Source organism: Komagataeibacter sp. FNDCR2, from assembly GCF_021295395.1.
Taxonomy (GTDB): domain Bacteria; phylum Pseudomonadota; class Alphaproteobacteria; order Acetobacterales; family Acetobacteraceae; genus Komagataeibacter.
In genome coordinates, this window is the sequence record NZ_JAIWOU010000001.1 from 199,205 (window position 1) to 226,193 (window position 26,989).

General features: G+C 58.8%; 17 protein-coding genes and 1 pseudogene. 12 read left to right on the forward strand and 6 right to left on the reverse strand.

Annotated elements, in window-relative coordinates; all coding sequences use genetic code 11:
- The first annotated feature begins 121 nt into the window (after positions 1-121).
- The 11 genes from LDL28_RS00985 to LDL28_RS01035 all read left to right on the forward strand — a co-directional run bounded on the left by LDL28_RS00985 (position 122) and on the right by LDL28_RS01035 (position 18,593).
- The gene (locus LDL28_RS00985; protein ID WP_233056791.1) at positions 122-2,290 is read left to right on the forward strand and encodes an indolepyruvate ferredoxin oxidoreductase subunit alpha; all 2,169 of its coding nucleotides are present in this window, start codon (positions 122-124) and stop codon (positions 2,288-2,290) included.
- 48 nt (positions 2,291-2,338) lie between these two features.
- Positions 2,339-3,898, forward strand: coding sequence for an indolepyruvate oxidoreductase subunit beta family protein (locus LDL28_RS00990; protein ID WP_233056792.1), 1,560 nt, complete (start codon positions 2,339-2,341; stop codon positions 3,896-3,898).
- A gap of 12 nt (positions 3,899-3,910) precedes the next feature.
- Positions 3,911-4,687, forward strand: a complete 777-nt coding sequence (locus LDL28_RS00995; protein WP_233056793.1) for a cyclase family protein — start codon at positions 3,911-3,913, stop codon at positions 4,685-4,687.
- Positions 4,688-4,778: 91 nt separating this feature from the next.
- Positions 4,779-7,088: an FAD-dependent monooxygenase gene (locus LDL28_RS01000; protein ID WP_233056794.1), complete on the forward strand. Its 2,310-nt coding sequence runs from the start codon at positions 4,779-4,781 to the stop codon at positions 7,086-7,088.
- 169 nt (positions 7,089-7,257) lie between these two features.
- On the forward strand, positions 7,258-8,013 hold the full coding sequence (locus tag LDL28_RS01005) for an SDR family NAD(P)-dependent oxidoreductase (protein ID WP_233056795.1): 756 nt from the start codon (positions 7,258-7,260) through the stop codon (positions 8,011-8,013).
- A 69-nt stretch (positions 8,014-8,082) separates the two neighbouring features.
- Positions 8,083-8,499 (forward strand): RidA family protein, encoded by a 417-nt coding sequence (locus tag LDL28_RS01010; RefSeq protein ID WP_233056796.1) that lies wholly within the window; start codon positions 8,083-8,085, stop codon positions 8,497-8,499.
- 329 nt (positions 8,500-8,828) lie between these two features.
- Positions 8,829-10,052 carry a hypothetical protein gene (locus LDL28_RS01015; RefSeq protein ID WP_233056797.1) on the forward strand — a complete coding sequence of 408 codons (1,224 nt, stop codon included), beginning with the start codon at positions 8,829-8,831 and terminating at the stop codon, positions 10,050-10,052.
- Between the two features lie 94 nt (positions 10,053-10,146).
- On the forward strand, positions 10,147-11,454 hold the full coding sequence (locus tag LDL28_RS01020) for an MFS transporter (RefSeq protein ID WP_233056798.1): 1,308 nt from the start codon (positions 10,147-10,149) through the stop codon (positions 11,452-11,454).
- 38 nt (positions 11,455-11,492) lie between these two features.
- Complete coding sequence (locus tag LDL28_RS01025; protein ID WP_233056799.1) at positions 11,493-12,578, forward strand: proline racemase family protein; 1,086 nt, start codon at positions 11,493-11,495, stop codon at positions 12,576-12,578.
- 696 nt (positions 12,579-13,274) lie between these two features.
- Positions 13,275-15,611 (forward strand): TonB-dependent siderophore receptor, encoded by a 2,337-nt coding sequence (locus tag LDL28_RS01030; RefSeq protein WP_233056800.1) that lies wholly within the window; start codon positions 13,275-13,277, stop codon positions 15,609-15,611.
- A 201-nt stretch (positions 15,612-15,812) separates the two neighbouring features.
- A complete protein-coding gene (locus LDL28_RS01035) occupies positions 15,813-18,593 on the forward strand; it encodes a beta-glucosidase (protein WP_233056801.1) in 2,781 nt (926 codons plus the stop codon).
- Positions 18,594-18,750: 157 nt separating this feature from the next.
- Here the strand turns inward: LDL28_RS01035 and LDL28_RS01040 are convergent, their stop codons facing one another.
- Positions 18,751-19,731, reverse strand: a complete 981-nt coding sequence (locus tag LDL28_RS01040; RefSeq protein WP_233059141.1) for an SDR family NAD(P)-dependent oxidoreductase — start codon at positions 19,729-19,731, stop codon at positions 18,751-18,753.
- A 134-nt stretch (positions 19,732-19,865) separates the two neighbouring features.
- On the opposite strand from LDL28_RS01040, the gene LDL28_RS01045 reads away from it, so the two are divergent.
- A complete protein-coding gene (locus tag LDL28_RS01045; protein WP_233056802.1) occupies positions 19,866-20,444 on the forward strand; it encodes a TetR/AcrR family transcriptional regulator in 579 nt (192 codons plus the stop codon).
- 52 nt (positions 20,445-20,496) lie between these two features.
- On the opposite strand, the pseudogene LDL28_RS01050 reads toward LDL28_RS01045, so the two are convergent.
- From LDL28_RS01050 to LDL28_RS01070, 5 genes and pseudogenes are all read right to left on the reverse strand, one after another.
- A pseudogene (locus tag LDL28_RS01050) lies at positions 20,497-21,180 on the reverse strand (MFS transporter); the annotation flags it as partial.
- On the reverse strand, positions 21,086-22,855 hold the full coding sequence (locus LDL28_RS01055; RefSeq protein WP_233056803.1) for an SUMF1/EgtB/PvdO family nonheme iron enzyme: 1,770 nt from the start codon (positions 22,853-22,855) through the stop codon (positions 21,086-21,088). The pseudogene LDL28_RS01050 and the gene LDL28_RS01055, both read right to left, overlap by 95 nt.
- A gap of 37 nt (positions 22,856-22,892) precedes the next feature.
- The gene (locus LDL28_RS01060; protein WP_233056804.1) at positions 22,893-24,215 is read right to left on the reverse strand and encodes a hypothetical protein; all 1,323 of its coding nucleotides are present in this window, start codon (positions 24,213-24,215) and stop codon (positions 22,893-22,895) included.
- 22 nt (positions 24,216-24,237) lie between these two features.
- Positions 24,238-26,127, reverse strand: coding sequence for a VWA domain-containing protein (locus tag LDL28_RS01065; RefSeq protein WP_233056805.1), 1,890 nt, complete (start codon positions 26,125-26,127; stop codon positions 24,238-24,240).
- A complete protein-coding gene (locus LDL28_RS01070; RefSeq protein ID WP_233056806.1) occupies positions 26,124-26,717 on the reverse strand; it encodes a hypothetical protein in 594 nt (197 codons plus the stop codon). The genes LDL28_RS01065 and LDL28_RS01070 overlap by 4 nt, the downstream gene beginning before the upstream one ends.
- Positions 26,718-26,989: the final 272 nt, after the last annotated feature.

Genomic DNA, 26,989 nt, shown 5'->3' on the forward strand with positions numbered 1-26,989 from the left:
GGACCAGGGACATCGTGCAGTTCGGAACTTCAAATTCATTTCGATATGGAACAGGAAATGGTTGAAGCCGAAATATCTTATGTGCTAACTAATTTTTGGATCTAATTGGGAGCGGGATGTCATGGCGGAGCGATCGTTTGCGCTTGAAGTGCAGGATCTGCGCATTGGTGCCGGAGAGACCTTCCGGGGTGAGGGAATACTCGCCATAACCAAGGCCCTGCTACAGGCAGGTGTGGGATATGTGGCCGGCTACCAGGGTGCGCCCATTTCCCACCTGATGGATGTGCTGTCGGACGCGCAGGATCTGCTGGCGGAACTGGACGTACATTTTGAATCAAGTGCCAGTGAGGCAACTGCCGCCGCCACGCTGGCCGCCTCCGTCATGTACCCCATCCGTGGTGCGGTTACGTGGAAATCCACCGCAGGCACCAATGTGGCGTCGGATGCGCTTTCCAACCTGTCCTCGGGCGGGGTGAAGGGGGGGGCGCTCATCATCATCGGCGAGGATTATGGCGAGGGCTCCTCGATCATGCAGGAGCGTTCCTACGCTTTTGCCATGAAATCCCAGATGTGGCTTCTCGCCCCCCGTCCTTCGCTGCCCTGCATCGTTGAGATGGTGGAGAAGGGGTTCGAGCTGTCGGAAGCCTCCAATACCCCGGTCATGCTCCAGGTCCGGATCAGAAGCTGCCATCTGCACGGCTCTTTTGTGGCCAAGGACAACAAGCGGCCCGTCATGACGCTGGATGAAGCGACGCGCAGCCCCCAGCGTGACCTTTCGCGCATTGTACTGCCGCCCGCGGCCTATGTTCAGGAAGCCGAAAAGCTGGAACGGCGCTGGCCCGCCGCCGTGCAGTACATCAAGGACCAGAAGCTGAACGAGTTTTTTGACCAGCCGGATGCCGATGTCGGGCTGGTCGTGCTGGGCGGCCTGTATAACAATACGCTGCGTGCCCTGATGCGGCTGGGTCTGGCCGACCTGTATGGCAAGACCGACATTCCGCTTTATGTCATGAACGTCGCCTATCCGGTCATTGATGACGAAATCTTGGAATTCTGTCGCGGCAAGAAAAGTGTATTGATTATCGAGGAAGGCCAGCCCGACTATATTGAACAGGCCATAGGCCGGATCCTGCACCGCGCCAGGATTGACTGCACCCTGCATGGCAAGGACATGCTGCCCATGGGGGGGGAATATACCGTGGGCGTGCTGACCGACGGGCTGCGCAACCTGTTCGCGGCGGATGCGCCCGATCTGTTAGGCAGTGCGGCACGGGCTTCCAACCAGCCCCCCATTACCTGCACCCCCCAGATCGCGGCGCTGAAGGACAGCGTGCCGGCCCGCCCCGCCGGGTTCTGTACCGGCTGCCCGGAGCGGCCGATCTTTGCCGCCATGAAGCTGGTGGAAAAGGAACTGGGGCCGCATCACATCGCATCGGACATCGGTTGCCATCTCTTTTCCATCCTGCCGCCCTTCAACCTTGGCGCCACCACCATGGGCTATGGCCTGGCGCCGGCTTCCGCCGCGGCCTTCAGCGGGGACAGCCGCCGCAAGGGGCGCGAGCGCAAGCGCACGATTGCCGTAATGGGCGATGGGGGGTTCTGGCATAACGGGCTGACCAGCGGTATCGGGAACGCGGTTTTCAATAAAAGCGATGATGTGACCATCATTGTTGATAATTATTACTCCGCCGCGACGGGCGGACAGGATATCCCGTCCTCGCGCTCGACCCCCGCCAGTCGATCCACCCATCATCCGATCTCCAGGGCGATCGAAGGGGTGGGCGTGAAATGGGTGCGTGAAATCGATCATACCTACGATGTCGGTCAGATGCGTGAGGTGCTGAACGAGGCCCTGACCACGCGCGAAAGCGGGCCGAAGGTGATCGTGGCGTCCTCGGAATGCATGCTCAACCGCCAGCGGCGGGAAAAACCCATCAGGCGCAAGGCGTTGCAGGACGGCAGGCGCGTGGTCACCCAGCGCTTTGGCGTGGATGAGGACGTCTGCACCGGCGATCATGAATGCATCCGGCTGTCCGGCTGTCCGTCGCTGTCGGTCAAGCCATCGGGCGACCCGCTGAAAGAGGATCCGGTCGCCAGCATCGACCAGAGCTGTGTCGCCTGCGGCAACTGTGGCGAGGTGGCGGACGCCGCCGTTCTCTGCCCCTCTTTCTATCGCGCGGATGTGGTGGTCAATGCGGCACGGTCGGAGCGGTGGAAACATCGCATCCGCGCGGCATTCATCGCGTCCGTCCAGCGGTGGCGCGAAAGCCGCCGTCCGGTCTTCAGCTGACATCTGGCCATCGCCCCATCTGGTAGCTGTACAGGATCAACATTTTTCATGACCGTTCTTTCACAAGAAAACTCCATGGCTGTTGCAACAAAACCGATTTCAATAGCCGTATGTGCCATGGGCGGGCAGGGCGGTGGCGTTCTGGTCAGTTGGATTGTTTCCCTTGCGGAGCAGTGCGGCTGGATTGCCCAGTCAACATCGGTTCCCGGCGTGGCCCAGCGCACGGGAGCGACCATTTATTACATCGAAATCGCACCGGCCGACCCGGCGGGGCGGATGCCCGTTCTGGCCCTGCTGCCCACGCCAGGGGAGGTGGACATCGTCCTGGGCGCCGAACTGATGGAAGGCGGCCGGGCCATGCTGCGCGGGCTGGTCACGCCGGAGCGCACGACCCTGCTTGTTTCCACCCATCGCAGCTACGCGGTGGAAGAGCGCATCAATCCCGGTGACGGGCGCATAGACCCCACGCCGGTGTACGATGCGGCAGCCTTTGCCGCCAAAAAGGTTATCGCCTTTGACATGGAACAGGTGGCAAAGGAGGCACGCAGCGTTATTTCCGCCGTCATGCTGGGCGCACTGGCGGCCAGCAATGCCCTGCCATTTCCCCGCAAGGCGTTTGAGGAGGCAATCCGCAGCGGCGGGATCGGGGTCAAGCCAAGCCTGGCCGCCTTCGGCCAGGGCTTTGCGCGCACCGCCAGCGATACGCCCGAACCGGCCCGCCCCGTTGCGGTGGAGGCGGCGGGGGAAGCCCCTTTTAACCCGTCCGGTGTGCCCGGTTTTGATGCGCTGCTGCGCGCGGCAGCACAACTGCCTGCTGGCGCGGCCACTATGCTCGATGCCGGGCTGCGCCGTGTAGCGGATTTTCAGGATATTCCGTATGCGGCCGCCTATCTGGCGCTGGTGCGTGAATTCGCGCTGAAGGAACGCCAGCAGGGCACGCCAGACCTGACGATCGAGGCGGCACGCCATATCGCCAACGCCATGGCCTATGATGATGTGATCCGGGTGGCGGACCTCAAGACCCGCCGGAGCCGCTTTTCCCGCATCGCGGGGGAAATGGGCGTATCGGCCGGTCAGCCGCTTGCCATCACCGAATTCATGCATCCGCGCGTGGAGGAAGTGCTCGGGCTGCTGCCATCGGCCTTAGCCCTGATTCTGGAAAAAACCGGGTTGGGCAGGCTGCTCATGGGGCGGTTCCTGCGCAAGGGCTGGCGGGTGCGGACCGACCGGCTGCGCTGGTTCCTTCTTTTGTCCGCCACCGCCGAACTCTATCGCATCCGGCCTGTCTCGCTGCGCCATAAATGCGAAATGCGCCATCGGGACGAATGGCTCGACCTGGCCCGCTTGGCGCTGGAGCAGGATTACGATTTCGCTGTTGAAGTGCTGCGTTGCAGGCGTCTGGTCAAAGGCTACAGCGATACCCACGCACGCGGCCTGTCCAAATTCGACCGGGTCATGACGGCGGTTGGCGTCATGGCCCGCAAACCGCTGCCGCAGGGAAAGGCGGCGGTATGGACCCGGCTTCTTCGTGAAGCCGCCCTGAAAGACCCGGAAGGCACAGCACTGGAGGCCGCATTGGCCCGCTTCCAGCGCGGGGCCATGGCATAGGAGAACACGATCATGTCACTTTTGCCTGAACTGGCGGCCGGCCTTGCGGGCGGCAGCATAGAGGTGGTGGATCTTACCCATACTCTGAGCGAGGATTTTCCCACACTGGTCCTGCCTGAGCCCTTTGGCCAGACATTGCCGTTTTCCAGCGAAGTCATTTCCCGCTACGATGAAAACGGCGTGGCATGGTACTGGCGCAACTTTACCGTCGGGGAACATACCGGTACGCATTTTGACGCCCCGGCGCACTGGATCAGTGGCCGGGATCTGCCGCGCAACACCGTCGATACCATGCCGGCCCGGGATTTCGTGGCGCCGGTCAATGTCGTGGACTGCGCCGCCGCAGCGGCAGAAAACCCCGATTTCCTGCTGACATGCGAACACATCCGCCAGTGGGAAGAAGAACATGGCACGATCGAACGCGGTAGCTGGGTTTTCATGCGCACGGACTGGGGCAAGAGAAACCCGGAGGAATACGCCAACCGGAAGGAAGACGGCGCGCATACGCCCGGACCATCCGCGGAGTGCATCCGCTTCCTGATCGAGGAACGCGATATTTGTGGTTTTGGCACGGAAACGATCGGCACCGATTGTGGCCAGGCCCATCTGCTCGACCCGCAATATCCCGCCCATACCCTGCTGCATGGCGCGGGCAGGTACGGGCTGCAATGCCTGACCGGCCTGGACCAGCTTCCTGCACGGGGTGCGATCGTCATGGCGGCGCCGCTGAAACTGCGCGACGGGTCGGGCAGCCCGCTGCGGGTTTTTGCTCTTGTTGAGCGAAAGTAAATACAGTAAAAATAAAAGCATTAACAAAGTATTACATATTCAAATCAGGCAATATATAATACTTGTATCATTAAAAATAAGGAATGTCTGAATGTACATCGTTTCAATCGGGGGCGGTCCTGCTGGTCTTTATGCTTCAATCCTGCTCAAGCGCGATTTCCCGCAGGCGCGGGTAAGGGTTTTCGAGCGGAATGCACCGGCCGATACGTTCGGTTTTGGCGTGGTGTTCAGTGACCAGACCCTTGATATCTTCGCGCAGGCCGATCTTCCGTCCTACGAAATGATCCGCCGTGAATTCTCATACTGGGATGACCTGGACATAGCGGTCAGGGGGCAGACATTCCGGGTGCCGGGCAACGGTTTCTGCGGCTGTTCGCGCCGCACGCTCCTGCAACTGCTCTACCGGCGCGCGGAAGAACTGGGTGTGGAACTGAACTTCCGCACCGAAGTATCGCCCGAGGAATTTCCCGAAGCGGACCTGATCCTGGCGGCCGACGGCATCGGCAGCGCGATCCGCGAAAAGAACCTTGCCCATTTCCAGCCCGCCATCGACCTGCGTTCAAACCGTTTCGTATGGCTGGGCAGCACACGTGCGCTTGATGCCTTCACCTTCTTCTTTCGCGAGCATGAAGGCGGCGTATTCGTCGCCCACTGCTACCAGTACGAGCGTGAACGCAGCACCTGGGTCATTGAGGTGGATGAGGAAACCTTTGCACGGTGCGGGCTGGGGGACATGACCGAGGCCGAATATGTCGCATATCTGGAAGGTGTCTTTGCCGAGGACCTGGAAGGCCACAGCCTGATCGCCAATCGTTCGATCTGGCGCAGGTTCCCGGCCATCCGGTGCAGGAACTGGTCAAAGGACAACATCGTCCTGATGGGGGATGCCAAGTCAACGGCGCATTACTCGATCGGTTCGGGCACGAAACTGGCCATGGAAGATGCCATTGCCCTGCACGCAGCCGTCATGGCGACCGACAATATTGCCGATGCACTGGCAAAATATGGCATCGAGCGGCGCGATGAGGTCGAGCGCCTCCAGCACGCGGCGGAAGTCTCGCTGACATGGTTCGAGCATCTGAACCGCTACTGGCCCATGAGCGAGATACGCTTTGCCTTCTCCCTCATGACACGCTCAAAAGCCATTACATGGGATAACCTTGCCCTGCGTGCCCCGGATTTTGTGGCGCAGGTACAAAAGGATTTCGAGACGGACTGCACGGCGTCAGGCTGCACCACCAGGGAAGGGGTCGTGCCCGCTTTCCAGCCGTTCCGGCTGCGTGAGATGGAAATTTCCAACCGTCTGGTGGTGTCGCCCATGTCCACCTACCGGGCCCATGACGGCGTGCCGGGGGAATGGCATCTGGTGCATTACGGGCGGTTCGCCGCCAGCGGGGCGGGGCTGATCTATACGGAAATGACCGATGTCTGCCCCGATGGCCGGATCACCCCGGCCTGCACCGGGCTTTATACCGACAGGCAGGAAGCCGCCTGGCGCCGGATTGTTGATTTTGTCCATGCCGAAGGCGACAGCCGGATCTGCCTGCAACTGGGGCATGCGGGCCGCAAGGGTGCCACCCGCGTCATGTGGGAAGGAATGGACCAGCCGTTGGCGGAGGGGGGATGGGATCTGGTTTCCGCGTCACCTCTGCCCTATCACCCCCATAGCGCGGTGCCCCGCGCCATGACGCGTGATGATATGGACAGGGTTACGGCAGACTACGTTGCCGCGACCCGACGGGCCGTGAACTGCGGCTTTGACATGATCGAGGTGCATTGCGCCCACGGTTACCTGCTGGCCAGTTTCCTTTCCCCCCTGACGAACATCAGGGAAGACGAATATGGCGGCAGCATCGAAAACCGCATGCGCTACCCGCTGGAAGTGGTGCGGGCCGTGCGGGCGGCCTGGCCTGCCGACCGGCCCATGGCGGTCCGTATTTCGGCTACCGACTGGCAGGAAGGCGGCATCTCCATGGAGGATGTCGTGACGGCGGCCGGGCTGTTCGCGCAGGCTGGATGTGACCTGATCGATGTTTCCACCGGCCAGACCACACCCGATGCCCGCCCCGTGTTCGGCCGTATGTTCCAGGTCCCGTTTGCCGAGCAGATCCGGGCGGAAACCGGGCTGCCGGTCATGTGCGTGGGTAATATTTCCAGCGTTGATCAGGCCAATACCATCCTTGCGGCCGGTCGTGCCGATCTGGTCGCGCTGGGTCGTCCGCTGCTGGTCGATACCTCGCTCATCCTGCGTGCGGCGGCCCGTTACGGAGCGCCCATGCCGCGCCTTTCCCCCGGTAACCTGCCCGGCCTGAATGCACTGGAACGCAATGAAGGCCGCAATTTTGCCGAGGAGCAGACGCTGCGCATCAGGGCACGGCCCCGCCGCCATGCGGTGACCTGATACGGCGCCCGTAGCCGGAACGGGGCCACCTGCCGCCTTTATGGGTGGCAGGTGGCCCGTGACCTGCGGGCGAAGTTCCACAAAGCGGTTGCGGATATATTTAAGATCAATGTATCTTAAATATAAGATAATAACATGGTCTCCCCGATAGACAGGGAATGGAATCCTGATGCGTGCAAGGCATGTGCTGGTTACAGGCGGTTCAAAGGACATAGGCCGTGAAATTGCCCGTAAAATGACGCTGAGCGGCGATATCGTGACCGTTCTCGGTCGCTCGGATGCGCTGCTTGAGGCAGCGGTCAACGCGGGGGAGGCGCATCATTATGTCGTTGCCGATATTACGTGCGAAAAGGAACTGGATGACGCCTTCCATACGGCCGTGGCGAAGGCGGGAGCGATTGATGTCCTGATCAACAACGCCGGTGGTTCAGCCAGCGCCCGTTTTGCCGACATGACCATGGACGCGTTTGTGCAGGCATTCCGGCTGAACGTGCTGGGGGCGGCACGGCTGTGCCAGTTGGCGTTGCCATCCATGGTGGAAAGAAAGGACGGGCGCATCGTCAATGTCGCCTCCACGGCGGCGCTGCGCGGGTATACTTACGTCTCCCCCTATGTCACCGCCAAGCACGCCCTGCTGGGCCTGACCCGCTCGCTTGCGCTTGAATATGCGCGTCATGACATAACCGTAAACGCTGTCTGCCCGGGCTTTACGGAAAGTGACCTGGTGCGTGACAGCGTGGAACGCATCGTTAAGAAAAGTGGTCGCCCGGCGGATGATATCCGCACCGAATTTGCCCGTTTCAACCCCCGTGGCCGCCTTAACAGCGTGGAGGAAGTGGCCGTGGCGGTTGCCTTCCTGTGCGGTCGGGAAGCCGGGGCCATCAACGGCATTGCACTGCCCGTTGCCGGGGGAGAGGTGGGGTAAGGCCCGCCCTGACCAGGCCGGTCTGTTCCCGGCCGGGAATTTTTCCATTTCATGCAGGTGAAAACAAACATGGATTCATGTCTGACAACAAAAACGGACCACAAGATCCTATTGCCCGACGGCTGGCCTGCGCCACGCGGGTATTCCCATGCCATTGCCGCGTCCGGGCGACTGCTGGTGCTGGGTGGCCAGATTGGCATAACCCCGCAGGGTGACATGCGCGACGGGTTCGTGGCGCAATGTGAACAGGCGCTGCAAAACATCTGCTGCCTGTTGAAAACGGCGGAGGCATTGCCCGAACACCTGGTGCGCATGACCTGGTTCGTCACGGACATAGCCGCCTATAATGCCAGCCTGCGCCCACTGGGGGCAGTGTACCGGCAGACAATGGGGCGGCATTATCCGGTCATGAGCCTGGTGCAGGTTGGCCGTCTGGTTGAACCCAAGGCCGTGGTGGAAATCGAGGCCACTGCCGTCATTCCGTAATATGGAACAACGCAACTGAATAATAACGTCCGCCGCACTGCGAATATTGTTGCGAAACCGTTATTATAACGCATATTCAGGTTCTTCGGGTATGAACGCGGTCAGGGAAGGCACAGGGCAGGATGTGGAAACCATCGGAACGAATTCAGTGGCGGTCCCATACGCCTGTCGCGTCCACTGCCGCGGTAGAGTCCCCGTTTTTCAAACCTGTTGAAGTAAACAGGTTCACCCTGAAAACCAGAAGCTGGTACCCCGCCGTCGTAAGCTGGCGGGCGAGTGAGGATGGCCATGTCACTCCCTCTACCCTTGCATGGTACAGGCGCATCGCCATGGGGCGGCCCGGCGCGATCGTGGTGGAGGCGGCAGGGATAAGGGATATCCCCAGCGGCCCGCTTTTGCGCCTGTCCCATGACAGATACGTGGCGGGCATGGCGGAACTGGTCGCGGCCATTCGTGAAGCCAGCGGGGGAGAGACCAGGGTTTTCGTTCAGCTAATCGATTTCCTGAACATCCGTCGCAGGCCGGCCCCGGATCGTTTCCTGACACGTTTTCTGGCCATAACCGATCGTCACCGGGCATTGCTTGGCGAGACGGACGACACGATCATCCGCGACCGCCTGAAAAACATGGATCGGGCCGAGCTTGAAACCATTCTGGATCCCCGCGAACGCGAAGCACTGGATTACGGTGCGCGGGAGCGGATAACGGATGTGCATCTTCCGTGGATAAGGGACCTGCCGGATGTCCTGCCGGACCTGTTCGCCACGGCGGCCTTACGGGCGCGGGATGCCGGTTTTGACGGGGTGGAACTGCATTACGCCCATGCCTATACCATGGCTTCGTTCCTGTCCGCGCTGAATACGCGTGGGGACGGGTGGGGCCGAACGCGCGAAGGGCGTGTCAGGCTGGCTGAAGCCGTGCTGGACAGGGTGCGTGGGCAGGTGGGGCCTGACTACCTGGTCGGCTGCCGCCTGCTGGCCGAAGAATGTATTGCGGGTGGCGGCACGGTGGATGACGCCGCCTGGTTTTCAAAAAAACTGGCGGCGCGCGGTCTTGATTTTCTCTCGCTCTCCCGGGGTGGAAAGTTTGAAGACGCGCTTCAGCCACGGGTAAACGAGGCAGCCTATCCCTATACCGGCCCGAGCGGATATGAATGCATTCCCCATGCAATTTCAGATTCCTTCGGGCCGTTTGGCCGCAACGCAAAGGCATCCCACTTCATCCGGGCACAGCTTCGTAGCGCCGGTTTTGATACACCCGTCATCTGTGCCGGTGGGGTCCATACCGTGGATATGGCGGAAACGATGCTGGCGAACGGCACATGCGATGTGGTTGCCAGCGCACGGCAGTTCATGGCGGATCCGGACTGGCTGCTCAAGGCGCGCGATGGCCGTGCCGACAGCATACGTGTCTGTAAATACACGAATTACTGTGAAGGACTGGACCAGAAGCATAAGGCCGTGACCTGTCGGTTATGGGATCGTACCGCCCTGGACAGTCCCGGCACACGGCTTTCCGCCGATGGGAAACGGCGGCTTGAGGCGCCGGTATGACCCGTGCACGGCTCTGTTCGCCTCTCATCCCGTCCTGTTCCTGACGAGATTTCTTTCCGGATATAAAACTGCCCTCATACCTGGAGTATTCAGTGTGGAACGTGGACTGTTGCGGCAATTCAACATCATTCTGCCAATACTGGCGTCATCTATTGGCAATGCGCTGCAATTTTATGATTTTTTCCTGTACGGGCTGGCATCGGCGCTGGTCTTCGGTCCGTCCTTTTTCCCCCTGAGCAATCCCATACTCAGCACCAGCGGTGCTTTTGTGGGCTATGCGGTGGGCTTTGTGTCACGGCCGCTGGGGGGGATCGTATTCGGTTCGATCGGTGACCGGTACGGTCGCAAGACCACACTGACATGGACGCTGTCACTCATGGGTGGGGCGACATTCCTGATCGGCCTGCTGCCAACCTACCAGCAGGCCGGCATTATCGCCCCCATTGCCCTGATTACGCTGCGCCTGATCCAGGGCTTTGCGGCGGGAGGGGAATGGAGTGGTGGAATCCTTATGGCGACGGAAAACGCCCCCCCGAAGCGACAGGGGTTTTATGGCGCATGGAGCCAGGCGGGCGTTGGGGTGGGCTTTATACTCTCATCGGGGCTGTTTTTTCTTTTCCGCGCCATCAGTGGCGACCAGTTCCTGAACTGGGGGTGGCGTCTGCCATTCCTGGTCAGCATCCTTGTCGTCGTGCTTGGCATCCTGATCCGGCTGAAGGTGAGCGACACCGCGGAATTCACCCGATCGGCCGCAAAAAGTAGCGCCCAGGCTCCCATGATGGACGTGGTCCGCGGTTACAAGATGTCGGTCCTTGCCGCCTCATCGCTGATCCTGTCCGAGATGATCTATATCCTCCTGACCACAACGGTCTCGTTATCCTATGGCGCATGGCTGCATGTGAATGAAAGCATCCTGATTGCGTCCGTTTTTGTATCCATGACCGCTGATACGGTCATGATGATCATGTTCGGAAAACTGGCGGACATACTGGGCGCTCCGGTTGTTTACGGACTGGGCATACTGTGTTCCGTTATTTCCATATACCCGTTTTTCTTGTCGGTCGGCACGGGTAATCCGTATGTCATCATGGCCGCCTTTGTCATTACGAATGGCGTTTTTCATGCCGCCATGATTGGCACGCAGCCTGGCCTGCTCACCGCGCTGTTCCCGGTCCATGTGCGCTCATCCGGCCTGGCGCTGGGGCAATCCATCGCATCGGTTATCGTGGGGTTTGTTCCTCTCATCTCTACAACGATCCTGTACAGGACCGGGTCTTTTAACGGTGTGATTGTCATATTCTATGTCGTGTCCGTCATCTCCTTCTGTGGCCTTGTCCTGACATGTAAAAAAATGTCCTCCTTTTCCGTAAGGGCCGTGAAACACACGTCGTGCCTGGATTAAATATTCTCTTTTTCCTCTTTCATCCGGATATGTAAAACATGAGTAACAACATGAAAAATTACGGCGCACGGATTATCCGGAACGGGTCATATGACAGCGCAAGGGCCCTGCATGTTGTGGATTCCCATACCTGCGGCCAGACAACACGTGTGATCATGGAAAGCGGTGAGAACCTTGCGGACATGGCCCCCACCACAGCCAGGGCGCATTTCAGGACGCAGGCTGACTGGGTCCGGCGCATGGCGGTACTGGAACCACGCGGCCACCGGTCAATGTTCGCCGCCGCGCTGATCGCACCCAGGACCGCCGGTGAACCCTTTGGGGTCGTATTCATGGATGCAAACGGTTACCCGGATATGTGCGGGCATGCCACGATCGGTGTCGTGACGACCTTGTGCGAACTGGGGCTGATCCCCGCGATCGACCTGCACACGGACGGACATTTCCAGCTTCCACTCCTGACCCCGGTGGGTACTCTGGAGATAGAAGTGGAAATAAAGGCCGGTCGGTGCCATGCCGTTTCCTTCCAGATTCCCCGGGCATATTATATTGGATCTGTTGAGGTCGATCTCGGCCATGGTAAAAAAACAACTGTGGAGATCGCCTATGGCGGCCAGTATTATGGCTTTGTTGAATCGGGCAGTGTCGGTCTGTCCGTTCAACCGGACCTGATGGATGAGTTGATTGAAAAAGCAAAATTCATCCGTCAGGAACTGGGCAGGACATCCACCTTACCCGATCCCCTGACGGGTGCTGTGCCATCGGTGGGCAATATCGTCTGGACAGATGAACCACGGGGGGAGGGGGCCGATGGCCTGAATGTTCCGGTTTCCAGCGCCCACTCCTTTGACCGCTCACCCTGCGGAACGGCCACATGCGCCAGAATGGCGGTCAGGGTAGCAAAAGGCTTACTAAAGGTAGGGGATGACTTCGTTAATGAAAGCATCATGGGAACATATTATCGTGGCAGGATTGTAAGGGAACAGCGCGAAGGAGGCTGCACCTACCTTGTGCCACGTGTAACCGGGTCCGCCTGGATTACCGCCGTGTCCCAACTGGTCGTCTCGAAATATGATCCGCTGGGCAACGGTTTTCTTATCGGGGGCGGCAAGGCCGTGCTGTAACGCGTAATAACGGCGTATCCAGCCCCATGGCTCCGCCTGCGCATGGGGTCTGGATACTATTTTAAAATAACAGGTTTATAATAAATAATAGAAGCTCCCGGATTCTTCCTGAATCTCTGGGGAAAATCTTCCCCGGAAACGATCTTTTCATTGACATAATGTTTCGTAAACGGGTTCTTAAATCAGATATGTCATACAATCGCCTGGCCCAGAACAGAACCGCATTGATATTACATATCGGTAAAGTAACGTTTTGACAAAAAACCGAATAGACTTGGGTCCAGCAGATATTCTGGTATTTTTGCAACATCACCCTGCGTAAAATTTCGGTCGTGGCGCGCTTTCTGTCACCACGTTTGAGCTAATATACTGAAATAAAATACTTTTGTTTCCCGTGTCTGGAAATTCACCACTGGCATTTCCAGGAAAATACGTTTCTAGTTCGTATTGACTTAGACATAAGCTTCTCATACGATGTGTCCATATTCACGTGAAGAAAGACTTTACTCTCTACTCCACGTCAATCCCGGTCGGTACAGCGCGGCCAGCCTCTCTTACACGCAACCGGGAAGTCCCCTTTTCTGAAGTCACGGCAACTACGTGCTTCTCATAACAGTAATCAGGATGGAGAATTGGATGCGTAACAGTAAGCTGCCGTTTCTTCTGTTCCTTTTGACAGGAATATCCACCGTCCCCATGTCAGGGTACGCTGCGACAACGGCTGAAACACAAACAAAGTACAAGAAAACCACCCGGAACTCGGGTGAGGCGGAACAGCTTATCGTCACGGGCACCCGTACCACCAACCGCAAGCTCTACCAGAGCCTGAGCCCGGTTGACGTGACCACCAAGCAGCAGATCCTGCGCACGGGCCAGACGAACCTGCGCGATGCCCTGATCGTGACATCGCCCTCCGTCACCACACCGGCATTCGGCACCGGCGCGGGTGGCCTGACCGATGCCATATCGCTGCGCGGCCTGAACCCGGATGAGACGCTTATCCTGGTCGACGGGAAAAGACGCCACCCGACGGCCAATATCTATGCGTCCCCCGGCTCCCAGCAGGGATCGACCCCAACCGATCTTGATATGATCCCGATGTCCATGATCGATCATATCGAAATACTGCGTGATGGCGCGGCCGCCCAATACGGGTCCGACGCCGTTGCCGGTGTGGTCAACATCATCCTGAAATCACAGGATCATGGCATCTCCGCCCAGAGCCTGCTTGGCAATTACGGCAACAACCAGGGCTTTACCGCGGGCGGTATGTTCAACGAGGGCTTCAAGATCGGCCATGGCGGCTCTCTTCAGCTCAGTTTTGACTACCGCCACCAGGATCCCACCCATCATGACGGCACGGATACGCGTTATAACGCCAAGGTTGACCGGCTGTTCGGCATCCCGGCCAGTGACCGCGAGGCGCTGGGCCTCAACTTCAACCTGCCGCTTACGGAGCACGTAACCTTTTACGGCAATGCAACCTATGCCCACAGGGATGCCAAGGCCTGGGCATTCTACCGCACCATGCCAAGCGGCTACCCCGGCATCTATCCCAATGGATACAGCCCGATCCAGACATCGGACGAAAATGACATGGGTGTGACCGCGGGCTTCAAGGGAGACAACTTCTTCGGTTTCTCGTGGGATGTCAGCAGCACGTACGGGTCGGACTGGTTCCATAGCGGCCTGGATCAGTCGATCAACCTGGACCTGCTACAGGCCACGGGTACGTCCCCCAACACTTTCTCGATCGGCAATTACCGCAATGCGCAGTGGGTCAATAACGTTGATCTGCGGCGTTCGATCGCAGCGCCGTTCTTCGCGGCTCCGGTGGCGCTGGCGCTCGGGTTTGAAAACCGTAACGAGCAGTACGAGATGGGTGCGGGCGATGCCGCGTCGCTTTACGGCAACGGTGCGCAGGCGCTGCCTGGTTTGCCCGACGTCGCATCCGGCCTGCATGGGCGCCATATTTACGCGGGCTATGTGGATGTAAACTTCAAGCCGCTCAATAGGTGGGAAGTCGATCTGGCGGGCCGTCTGGAACATTATTCCGACGTGGGCAACGCGGTCAGCGGCAAGGTTTCCACCCGGTATGAGTTCAACAAGTGGGTTTCTATCCGTGGCACGATCAGCAACGGTTTCCGTGCCCCGACGCTGGCGGAAGAATATTTCACCAACCTGAATGTCAGCCCGGAGGCCGCCAGTGGCGTGCTGGCCGTCAACTCGACGGCGGCGCGGTCACTGGGCGCCAAGGCGCTCAAGCCGGAACGCTCCACCAACCTCAGTGGCGGTATTGTCATCAACCCGCTGAAGAAGTTGCATATTGCCGCCGACGTCTATCAGATCAATATCCGTGACCGTATTGTGGAAGGCGGTTACGCATCTGGTACAGAGGCGCTGAACGCCATCGGCCTGTCCGGCATTCCGGTGCCGACCAGCCTTGATCCCTCGGCCGTTTCGGTCAACTATTTCACCAATGGGGCAAGCACACGCACGCAGGGGCTGGACATTACCGCAACCTACCTGACCGATTTCAAGAAGTATGGGCGTGTTGACTGGTCACTGGGCCTGAACCTGAACAGGACACGCGTATCGCACATGTCCTATAACAGTAACGGCACACCCGTGCTGAATGCCCAGCAGGTTGCGTTCCTGACAACCACGACGCCGCGCAGCAAGATCATCATGTCCGGCCACTGGTCACTGGGCCGCTTTGACGCAACGCTGCGTGAAACGCGCTGGGGTTCCGTTACTGATGAAATGCAATATACAACAGGCCCGAATGCGTGGTCGGTCAATACTTTCTTTCCGTTCGAAGCCAAGCCGCGCTGGGTTACCGATCTCGAATTCGGTTACGCGGCAACGCGGAACCTGCATCTGGCCATTGGCGGGAACAACATTTTCAATACCCACCCGACCGAAGTGCCGGCACAGGGACGTGCCTATGGTGTGACCAAATATGATTACTATGCCTCGCAGTTAGCCTTTAACGGTGGCTTCTATTACTTCCGTGCGGACATGAAGTTCTAAAAAACCTCATATCCACCACGAACACGGTCCGTGTCCTGCCGGAGAGCCCGCCTTCTATTGAGTGGACTCCGTGCAGGACCGGATTTCCTACGCCATCTGCTACGGGAAATCCTTCGGGACGGACGGTACCATGCGCCTGATCGGAAAAGTCCGGTCAGGTACAGGTATGTATACGGTACAATACTAAAAAGGGACAGGTACATGGCCATGCCAACCCAGATTTTTGCAGCCCTCTCGTCGCGCTGGACAGACAGGGCAGTCCATGGATTTGCCCGAATACTGAAAAAACGCAGTACAGTACTTCTATATGGCAGCGCCTGCTGTCTTGCCCTGTCGGTCTGTACTCCCCTCCATCCTGTCCGGGCCGCCGATGAGGGCGATGCGGATGCCAGGGCAACCCGTATCGCATCCAGCCTGCTGAAGCAGATGACCCTGCAGGAAAAACTCAACCTTATCCGGGGAACGGAAGAACCCGCTGAGCGTAACGACGGGGAAGCCGGCTATTTGCCGGGCGTAAAACGGCTGAATGTACCAGCACTGCGCATGGCTGATGGACCGCCGGGGCTGCTGTTGAGCAAGCCGTCGGTCGCCGAAGTCGCGACCATGGGGGTTGCGGCCACATTTGATCCGAAGCTTGCATTTGACAATGGCGTGTTGATTGCCGATGAAGCTAATCGACTGAACATTGATGTTGTCCTGCAGCCCTTCATCAATATAGACCGGGATATTACCTATTCCCGGGCCTATAACACCTTTGGCGAGGATCCGACCCTGACATCCATGATCGGAGCTGCTGAAATACGTGGCATCCAGTCGCGTAACGTCATGGCGGACGCCAAGCATTTCATTGGCTATGATACTGATGGCCAGCATGTCTTTATAGACGAACAGCCGCTACACGAAATCTATCTTGCCCCGTTCGAGGCCGCCATCAACGCCCATGTCGCGTCGATCATGTGCGCTTATAATATGATCAATGGACCCTATGCCTGTGCCAACAGGACACTTATGGACCATGTGCTGCGTGATGAGCTTGGCTTCCGGGGGTTTGTCGTATCGGACTGGGGGGCGGTGCATGACAATCTGGGCCTGACAGCGGGTCTGGACATGGAAATGCCGGGGCGTCTCAACCCGACCAATCCCTTTGCGGGCATTATTCCCGCCTATTATGACAATACGCCGCCCCCCCACCACGTCCCGCCGCCCGACTTCGATGCCATGCATCGTATTTTTGAAGGAACCATTCCCGAGGAACCACAGCCCGAGCCGGTAAAGTGGGATGTGCTGTTTCCCGTCAATCACCAGTTCAGGAACCTGTACGACGCCCTGCATGATGGAGTGGTGACGCAGGTTGAAATCGACCGCGCGGCAGGGCGCGTCCTGTACGAAATGGCGCTGTTCGGCCGGTTGCCCGGCACAACGGGGCAGGGGGTGACCACGCGCCTTACGCCCGGGCAGATTGACGACATCAATGAACGCACCAGCGCGGCCTCCGCCGTCCTGCTCAAGAACGACCATCATGCGCTGCCGCTCACGTCCGATGATCTGACGGACCTGGCGGTCATCGGACCGGGGGGCTCACAGGTTATTGCGGTTGGCAAACCCAATGAACGCTCACTGGGCGAACTTGATCATCAGGTCAGCCCCCTTGCCGCGCTGCGCCAGATCGGGGGGGAGAAGGCCCATATCCAGGCCGCCGTCGCGGATGACATGGATGGCCATGCCATTGCCGCGGACCATGTTATCAGCACCATACCGCACGGCACGGGGAGCAAGGCGCATCTGGCGCCACTCTCCGCCCTGACCGCGCCCACGGGCACCACCGCGCCCGCAGGCAGCACGATGGACTGGAGCGGTGAACTCCAGATTGACGAGGAAGGGGAATACTGGCTGTGCCTGCATGTGCTGGGCGCGCGGGCCGATATTCTTGTGGATGGCGCGCGTATCGGCGGCACCCATGCCCTGAAGGGCGGCCTGCATGGGGATATTGTCGAACCCAATCAGGATAATCTGCTGCCGGGCACGGACGGGCTGGATAATGTGCGTGTGCCGGTAAAGCTGACCGCTGGCAGGCATAAGGTTGTCATTCACGCCGTACCTGATGATTCCGGCACCCTCGAAAGGCTGAGGCTGGCATGGGCAACACCGGCCACACGCCAGGCGGACAGGAATCATGCGGTTGATGTTGCCCGGCATGCGCGCAAGGTCGTTCTTTTCCTGTGGAGCCGGGGCCAGCCGCCATTCCAGCTACCGGGGGAGCAGAATGAACTTGCAAAAGCCGTTCTGGCCGCCAACCCCCATACGGTCATCATGCTGAATACCAGCCAGCCCGTGGCACTGCCCTGGCTTGATAAGGCACCGGCCGTGGTAGAGATGTGGTGGTCTGGCGACCGGGGCGGGGTAGCCGCCGCCCGGGTCCTGACGGGTCAGGTCAATCCCGCTGGCCGCCTGCCCGTTACATGGGGCAGGCAGTTAGGCGATTATCCGGCAACGGATCCGATGCACAAGGAGCGTTCCGGCACGGGACAGGATGGAAAGACCGTGTTCTCGGAAGGGGTGAATATCGGTTATCGCGCCTTCCTTAAATCTGGTCGCACGCCGCTATTCCCGTTCGGGCATGGCCTGTCCTACAGCCGTTTTGCCTATTCGCACCTGCATGTTGATACCAGTGCCGATGGCGGCCTTGATGTCCGCTTCAGGGTCAAGAACAGCGGCGGATCTGCGGGTGACGAAGTCCCTCAGGTCTATATCGATGCCCCCAAGGCGCCCGTGCCCGGTGCCGATCTTGCCGTAAGGAGCCTGGCTGCCTTCGACAGGGTGCATCTTGATGCCGGGGAAAGCCGCGACATCACACTGCATGTGACGCCTCGTGCCCTGCAGTACTGGTCCACGCATGACCATGCATGGCGGCAGGTTCCGGGAACGCGTCCGATCCTGGTCGGTGCCTCGTCGGGTGATATCCGGCTGAAGGGCAGGATCTGAGCGCGGACCCGAAAAATGATACCGAAAGGGGGGCGACGCCAGCAGTACATGATTGTGCTTTTCAGGTGTCACTTCATGATTATGTCTACGCGAATGGGGCCTGATCTGGCAGATAGCGAATGACTTTCAGATCAGGCTCGCATGCTAACGGCCGTTATTACGCGAACCGCTCTCCAACCATTTCCTCGCTTTTTACCCACAATGCCTCGGCATGTGCCGGATCGACGGCATAGGCACGCACACCCCCGTCAAGCAGTCCTTTGGGCGCGTCGTTGGGAACGACCGGTGCGACGTGGCAGTCCTCGCAATAATGTCCGCCTACCGCATCGGCGGCAGCGACAACGCCAGCCCATACCGAGGTCGCAGCCCCCTGGGGGATGGTCTTGAACTGGAATGGCGGCTTGCCTTCGCTGGCAGCCTGAGCATTGAGCTGCTCCACCATTTTTTCCAGTTCACCCTTTGGCAGGTGGCGCACGAGTTCCGTCATGATCCCGCCGGGGTGAACAGCAGTGGCCCGTATGCCCTGCGCCCTGTGCCGGGCATCGAAAGCAACGGCGAACAGGATATTGGCGGTCTTTGAGCGGCCGTAAGCAATCCAGGGGTCATACGCCGTGTGTGCGAAGTTCGGATCGGCAAGATCGACATCCGAAAAGCGATGCCCGGCGGAGGAAAGATTGACCAGACGGGAGCCCGCCCGCAGCAGGCCGGCAATCCGGTTGACCAGCACGAAATGCCCCAGATGATTGGTGCCGAACTGGGTTTCGAACCCATCCTTTGTATGCCCGAAGGGGGTGGCCATCACGCCCGCATTGGCAATGACCAGATCGAACGGTTTACCGGTCGCGTTCAGGCGGTCCGCAGCCGCGCGAACGCTGGCAAGATCGGCGAGGTCGAGTTCAAGCAGTTCAAGCGATCCGCCGCCTTTTTCCGCATCAGCCTGGACCTGTACTGTTGCGTGTTCTGCCTTGGCAAGATTGCGTGCGGCTCCTACAACCGTCGCCCCGTGGGCGGCCAGCGCACGGGCTGTCTCAACACCAAGCCCTGCTGAAACGCCGGTCACGAGGACGCGCCTGCCGGTAAGGGAAACGTTGCGCAGGACATCCTCGGTTGTGGATGTTGCGCCAAACTGCTGTGTCATAGTCTGTGCCATGATAGGCCTCCAGCATGAAGGGAACGCCATTCCTTGCGGAATGGGCGCCCAGGGAGTTATGTGGAAGCATGCTCCGCTTATTTATATACGGAGTATTCCTCCGCTTAACAAGAGGGAAAGACGTGGAAGAGGACCAGACGCGCCGGCGCAGGCCACGCAGCGACGGACGTAAAAATCGCGAACGCCTGCTGGAAACGGCCAGGACCGCCTTCGGATCAGGCGAAATCGACATTCCCCTGGATGAGATTGCGCGGCGTACCGGCGTGGGGATTGGCACGCTTTACCGGCATTTTGCCAATCGCGACGCCCTGATCGAGGCAGTCTATCGCGATGAGCTGAACAGGCTCGCCGCGGCAGCCACCCATCTGGCGGAGACCCATACGCCCGTAGAGGCGCTGCGTGCGTGGCTGAACCTGTTCGTGGACTACATCGCGACCAAGCAGGTAATCGCGCCCGCGCTGAACAGCCTCATCGGCGGAACGGATGCGATCTATGCGGACTCCCGCACCGTTCTTACCGCCGCGATCGACGGGCTTGTCGCCCGTGCCACACAAAGCGGTGACATCCGGCCTGACATCGAACCGGTAGATCTGCTGTGCGCCCTCGGCGGCGTCTCGAACTACGCGACAGGCCCCGGCTGGGAGGTGCGTGCAAAACGCCTCGTTGATGTTCTGATTGCTGGTTCGCGCCCCGAAGGATGACCATTATGGCGGAGGGGGCCGTGACATGCCCTTCGGTAACCGGAACGTCGCCAGAAGCAGAAATCTGTGACAGACGCCACCCCAGTAACGTGGCACAGAGCGTGGTCAGGGTCGGACGACCAATACGCTGCATAATATTGAGGGCGACGGTCGCCATGGAGATCTGCGCAGGTGCTACGGATGCCTAGCCCGCACTCAGCGCCGGAATCCCGATGACCCCGGTTCCACCTCCGCGTAGGAACAGGGCTGTCGCAAGCACGAAGGTATTGAAACCGGTGCAGGCGAGCACAGCCAGAATCAGGGTGCGAAGCCCGGAGCAGATGGCGCCATAACGGGTCAGTCTGCGGATACCAAAGCGGTCCGTCAGGCATCCCGTCAGCGGATATGTACACATCATGCCCACGCCCAGCGGCGCCATGAACCAGCCTGTCCGTTCCGCCAATATGCCACATGCATGGATAAGCCAGACAGGCAGGAGCATCTGCCCCGCAAACGAAACCCCGTTCACCATGAACATGATCAGCGCGGAAGCGGAGAAGACTGGAACCCGGAATAGCGCCAGATCAATCAGCGCATGATGCCGGGTCTGTCCATGGGGCTTATCCTCCGAGAGTTTTACTCTCCGGTAAACTCGGGGCTGTTCAGTAGGTTTTATGAGCCGCTGAGGACAGGGGTTCGATAATGTCTTTCCAAGGGTCGATAGGCGCCTTGTTGGAGGCCTGCTGGATGTTGGCATTCATAATGCTCAAATACTCCAGATGCCGCCCTTTGGCTGTACGTTCTTCGGGTGTATCTGCCTGAAACTGATTCTTGAGAGCCTGTTCCTTGAGCTGACGAACTTCCGGCAGTACTTCCGCATTGCTTGGGTCGGCCAGGGCGTTGACCAGCGTGATATACGTATTTTCGTCACGCATGAGCACAGCCTTGCGGTAAGAAATCCCTTTTTCCAGGCCCGCAATCTGATTTTCCCATTTTGTTTTAACGCCGTTTTGGTCATCTGGCGACGTTTCTTCCAACTCTGCCTGCTCAGCGACACGTGTATTGGTTATGCTCGCGTCGGTAGCCTTTATGAGGGCATCGTCTTGCGCCAGAACCTGACTGAGTGTTTCCACCGCGTCGAGCTGGGCGGCCAGCTGGCGTTTCTGTGCCGCCACCCGTTCAAGGCCAGCTTGCGCCAGTTTAGTCTGAATGGATGCAACCTGTTTCTGTAGGGCAGCCATATTACTGGCTGCCTGCTGCAGGTGCTCAAGCTGGGCCTTGGTTTCACTGTTTGTTACCCCGGCCTGATTGAGCTGATTTTGAAGCGTGGTGATTTCCTGTTTCAGAACCTGGGCCTGTCCAGCATCCTGCCGCAGTTTTTCAATCTGCTGGGCATTCTCCGTACTTCCCATTTCAAGGGCGGTACCTCTGTTGCTCAGTTCGGCGAATGCTTGGGCGGCAGCATGGGTATCTCTTTCGGTTTCCAGGGCATTGGCACCAATGACGACCCGGAACCCGACCGTGGGCTGTCGGGAAGGCTCACCACTAACTGGATCAAAAGGAGCCATTTCATAGCGGGAGGCTGTGGAGATTTCATCGGGACTGGAATGAAAATCTCCCCCACGTGCCTGAATACCCCCACTGAGACCCTGCCGACCATCAAGACGATTGAGACGATAGGGATCAAGGACCATCTGGCTGACGTTTCCGACCATATCATAAAGACCAAGGGGGTTGGGTTTTCTGCTGCCCACCGGCAGGGCTCTGCCACCTTCTTCAGCGCCGCCGACAACATATTCTTCCGCACCATCATCGCCCATATCCCACATGGGTTCCTCGGGGTGATGGTTCAGGCTGCCGCCCTTGGCGGCATAGGACCATTCAGCATCGGTAGGCAGGCGGATGAAGCCGGGTTTTCCACTACGTGCCGGCAGGGTGGAAGAGGCGTTTTTCAGTAGCCAGCTCGACCAGCGTACCGTGAAGTCCTGCGCTTCCCCAAAGGAGATACGGGTTTGTGGGAGCTGACCGAGGGGGGTAGGCGTCGCGCATGTTCCCTTCATGACAGCATCGTACTGGTTCTGGGTTACGTCATACTTGGCAATATAATAACGCTGTATCTGCTCGGTAGCCCCCCTGAACGCCCCAGCCAGATGATTGTTTTCAAGGAATTCGTTATATGCCTTGTCGGCATCACTCTTCTGGTCCAACGCCCGGCCAGTCTTGATTTCAGCATCGGCCAGAAAGCCGCTCCCTGCGGGAACCTCCACTGCTCGGAACACCATTTCCCCTCCGCAGGGCATCGGGAGGGCCAGATCGTCAGGGGTATGATGCGGGTCTATAAACTTCTCTGGCCAGCCTGCTGGCGGGCTGGAAGCGGCAAATGCACTGCCGCCCAAGATTATGGTTGCAAGAAGGCCAAAAGATAGATGCATAAATATCAATCTCACTGATTGGGCGTCCAAATATAATTCAGGGGGCGCATACACCGTCCCAAGGCTGAATATGGCTGGTTTTCCACGCTGCGGCACTGGCAACTACCAACGCGCCGAAGGCAGTCAGTGCGGTCGCGGCCAAGCATAGCTTCCATGAAATGAGACAGACGGGAGCATGATTGGGAAGTGTGCCGTCAAATAGATGATTCAGAATCAATGCACTGATCCGGGCGATTGTCAGGGCCAATGTGACGGAGCAGAAGGCCAGGAATTCCGCTTGCACGATGGGCAGCAATTCCGGGTGTGGTGTGCCAAGAAAACGCATTGTCGCCAGTTCCAGGCGTTTGCGTTCGACTGAAGCCCAGACGCCCGTACCCAGAGTTATAAGAAAACCACTGACGCTCAGACCTGCCAGCAGCATCAGGAGCAGTCTTGTCTGTTTATCAAGACGCAGGACTTCACCCACCCGTCCGGCTTCATCAGTGACATTGATACGTTGGGCCAGCAACGCGGCGTCAAGTTGCTGCACTGCCTCCAGGCTGGAGGCATAAAGCCTGAAGCCCGGCCAACTGCTTTCTCCTGGCATGGGGTTGCTGTTCACAGGGTGCTGGTGGACAGTCTGGTGAATATCCAGAAATTGGCTGGCTTCTTCTTCACCCTGCCGGAGAGCCTGTGTCCATGAAGGGGACGAAGTCTCTTCACGAAAATCCTCGATTCCCTGAGCGACGCCCAAGGGGACAAAGGCTACCGTCCGGTCAGTGGTCTCACGCGGCGAGATGGCACGTACCACGATCGGGACTTCCGCGTTATGGAGGCCCTGTCCCAGCCGTGTAACGCTCATGGTCAGTGTCTCGCCGATATGGGCGTGGAGATGGGCCGCAAGAACAGAGGAAAAAATAGCGGGGACAGGTGCCGTAAGATCGGCAGAAAAAGAAGAATACGCAAATTCAGCCTGTATGGCCGCCTGGCCAGGTAGGGGATCCCCGACAGCTGTTCCCATAAGCTCGGCGTCTTCACTACTGAACATATCGCCCCCCGGAGGGGTAATGCGCACGCTGGCAGCAAGAGTACGGGTGCGGGGGATGAGAAACATTACGTCCCGGCGCTGTTTCATCTGCTCCAGCCACAGGCTGCTGAAGGGACGGTTGGATGCACTTGCCACTTCCCGCATGTGGGGATCCGCCAGCAGACTGTGTCGCATGTTCTCGACCATACCGGCCCGCAACCCAGCCAGAAGGAGCAGGGGAACCAATGTGGCAGTCATCCCCGCCAGCAGGCAGAAGGCCATGGTTTTTTCAGCCGCCAGGTCGCGCCAGGTAAGCCAGATTGCCAGGGCGGCACGATCGGAACAAAGCTTCATGAAGGAATGGTCCTGCTGGAGATCAGGGCAGCTTATCGAGCGGGACGGGATGCACTTTTTCTCCCTCTGACGTACGGCCCGGAAGATTTGTCCAGCCGTCACTGTTTTCTTCGAAATTCCTGTAAAGCTGGAGCCGGTGGCGGATATTGATCAGAATCGCATCCTGCTGGCCAGCACTCATGGACATCCATTCCGCCGGGGTCAGTTGGGCAAGTTCGGAACGGTAGGGAAGCCCATCCAGATATTCCCCTAAAAGCGGGCCGATACGGTCAAGATGTGCCATGTCCATGGCATTCGGGTCACGTGTGGAAGCGGCAAACACGGTCTGTAGCTTCTGGAAGAACTCCTGGGGAGCAAGTTTGCTTTGCTCACCGGCCTCCAGAATCCGCTGTAGGGACTGCGCAAGGGATGAAAGCTGGTCGCGAGTAAGAAGCACATTGATCTGGATGGCTTTTTTGCCACCTACAGGGTCAGTGCTGGTCGTATAGCCCTCCAGCATTACAGGCGCATGCGTGCCATTCTGGTCACCAAGCCACGCCAGTTTCATGGCCAGGCTGACAAGCTTGACCTTGTCATCTTCCGCGGGCTGTGACGAGTCATCATCCTTGTTCCCGGCTGTATCGCTGATGGTGTGCAGAAGCTGTTCCGATAGGGATTGCACCTGGGTCCGGAAGGCTTCTGGTGTGCCGCCCTTAACCCCGTAATAAAGGGATGTGCCGTTGAACTTCGAGAGTTGGATGTACTGGGCGTGCGCCTTGGAAGTATCATGTGTGCTGACCGCGGCAGGCGTCAGGAGATGAATGACAAAAAGCGCAATCCCCCTGTCTTCCACAAGCTGGCGGATCTCGGGAATATCCAGGCCGGTGATGCTGTTGGGATCACTGCCTCCTCGCGCTCCGGCATCGGTAATGAGAACGATGTACCTGCCGCTCAGATCCTTCCACTCAATATCATCCAGCGCTGTCTTGATGCCTGCAATGGAATCTTCATCGAAACTGGCAGAGGAAACGCTGGCATCATGCATTGCGCTGATGGCGGGAAGAATGCTGTCCAGCGGCTGTGAAAAGTCCGGCCTGGCGTACATCTTCGTCGCGTATTCGAGTTTCTGTGAATCCTTGAGGCTGTCACGATAGGCGACCAGCCCGAAGCGGAAATCCTTGGCGACATCGCTGTGGCCCACCGTATTTACGATCTGGCTGATTGCCGCGTGGGTCTGGTCGATATAGGGCTGCATGCTCTGGGTGGTATCAATAAGGAACACCAGTCCCCCCCGGAATGGCCTGGAGGACGGAGGGATCTGCCCCTTGGAGGCCTTGTCCGTCATGGTGCCGGACGCCACCTTTATCATGATCGGACCTTCCCCATCCTCATGTGCGGAGCGGGCTTCCAGAATAGGCATGAAGTAAGGCTGTTTCTGGAAATTGATGTAGTCTTCAGGCTCCATCGCCAGAACGGGGCCGGGATGCCCCTCCTGAACATGGGTAAGAAGCGTTTTTGCCTGTTCCGCCGGATCCGTGGCAGCCAGCAGGTGCTGTTCGTCCTGCGCATCCCTGAAGAACATGGCCCGGCTTCGGCCCGCCGGATTGGTGAAGATACCTATCAATGTATGGGTCCACGGCATGGTCTGGTTTTCATTCATCCAGCCGGAGGGTGTTCCCTGCACGTCCGGGCCGACCTGAATCTTCCCATCCTGCCGGGCAAAAACATAATAGGGCGTAAAACCCGCCACTTCCGTGCCACCAGTCGCCCGCGCATCGGGCAGTAATGCTGCGTTGGGCCGCGTGAGAACCTGCTGGTAGAGATGCTTCTTGCCTGGAATAAGGAGCGGCGTAGCCAGGGCGCTTCCCATGAAGGAAATGCTGACCAGGGCAGTAGCCGCGAAATTAAGCAGCCGCATGGGTCCAATGCTCATTTAAAATAGCTTTCCAGAGTTAGGGCGGCATCACTGTCGCCATCATCCGCACGCTGCTTCAGGCTGGCCTGAAGCCTGGCCCGGTCAGCATTGATGGACGTGTCACCTGCCTTGGCCGCCTGCTGGTAATAGCGTGCCGCCTCCTGTTCATCCGCAGCCGGGATGGGGCCGCCAGCCTTGAAGTAAGCAGGGTCGTACAGGCGGCCAAGATTTTCCATGGACTGCGTATCCCCCCGGTCAGCAGCCGCTTCCATCAGGCGCAGGCCGTCATCGGGTTTCCCGCTGGCAAGACGCCGCTCTCCTTCCGCGCCAATGGCAGGCGCGTCCGGAGCCTGCCGTACCACCTCTGGCAGGGAAAGGGTGGCAAGACTGATTGCGCTCTTTCCCGCATTGCCCGAACCGATGGCGGCGGATGCGGGCATATTGCTGGCAGCATGCTGCGTGCTGGCGGGCAGGGATACATCAGATAGCTCATGCGGGGCAGTGTGGGTCGCTGGAATCGGGATATGTGGGCTCGGGAATACGAAACGCCATATCAGCATCACGATCAGTGCCAGAAGCACAAGCCCCCCGACCACTGCGGAAATCACGAATGACTTCTTCCTTCCCTGAAATACTGAAAAAGATCGGGAGGGGCCAGATGACGGTAGCCCCTGGGGACGCGTCGGTTTCCTGGATGGCTCGGTTGGGGGGGGCGAGGAGGGGGGAGCCTGTTGTGATGATGGGGGTACAGGGGGTGCTTTGGGCGGCAAGGTCAGTTTATCTGTATCGGGAAGTGCCCCCTTGAGACGCCCTGGGGTCTGGGGGGCGTCATCCCCTGTCACGCCGATACGGTCAGCCCCGGTATTGATGAAGGCTGGCA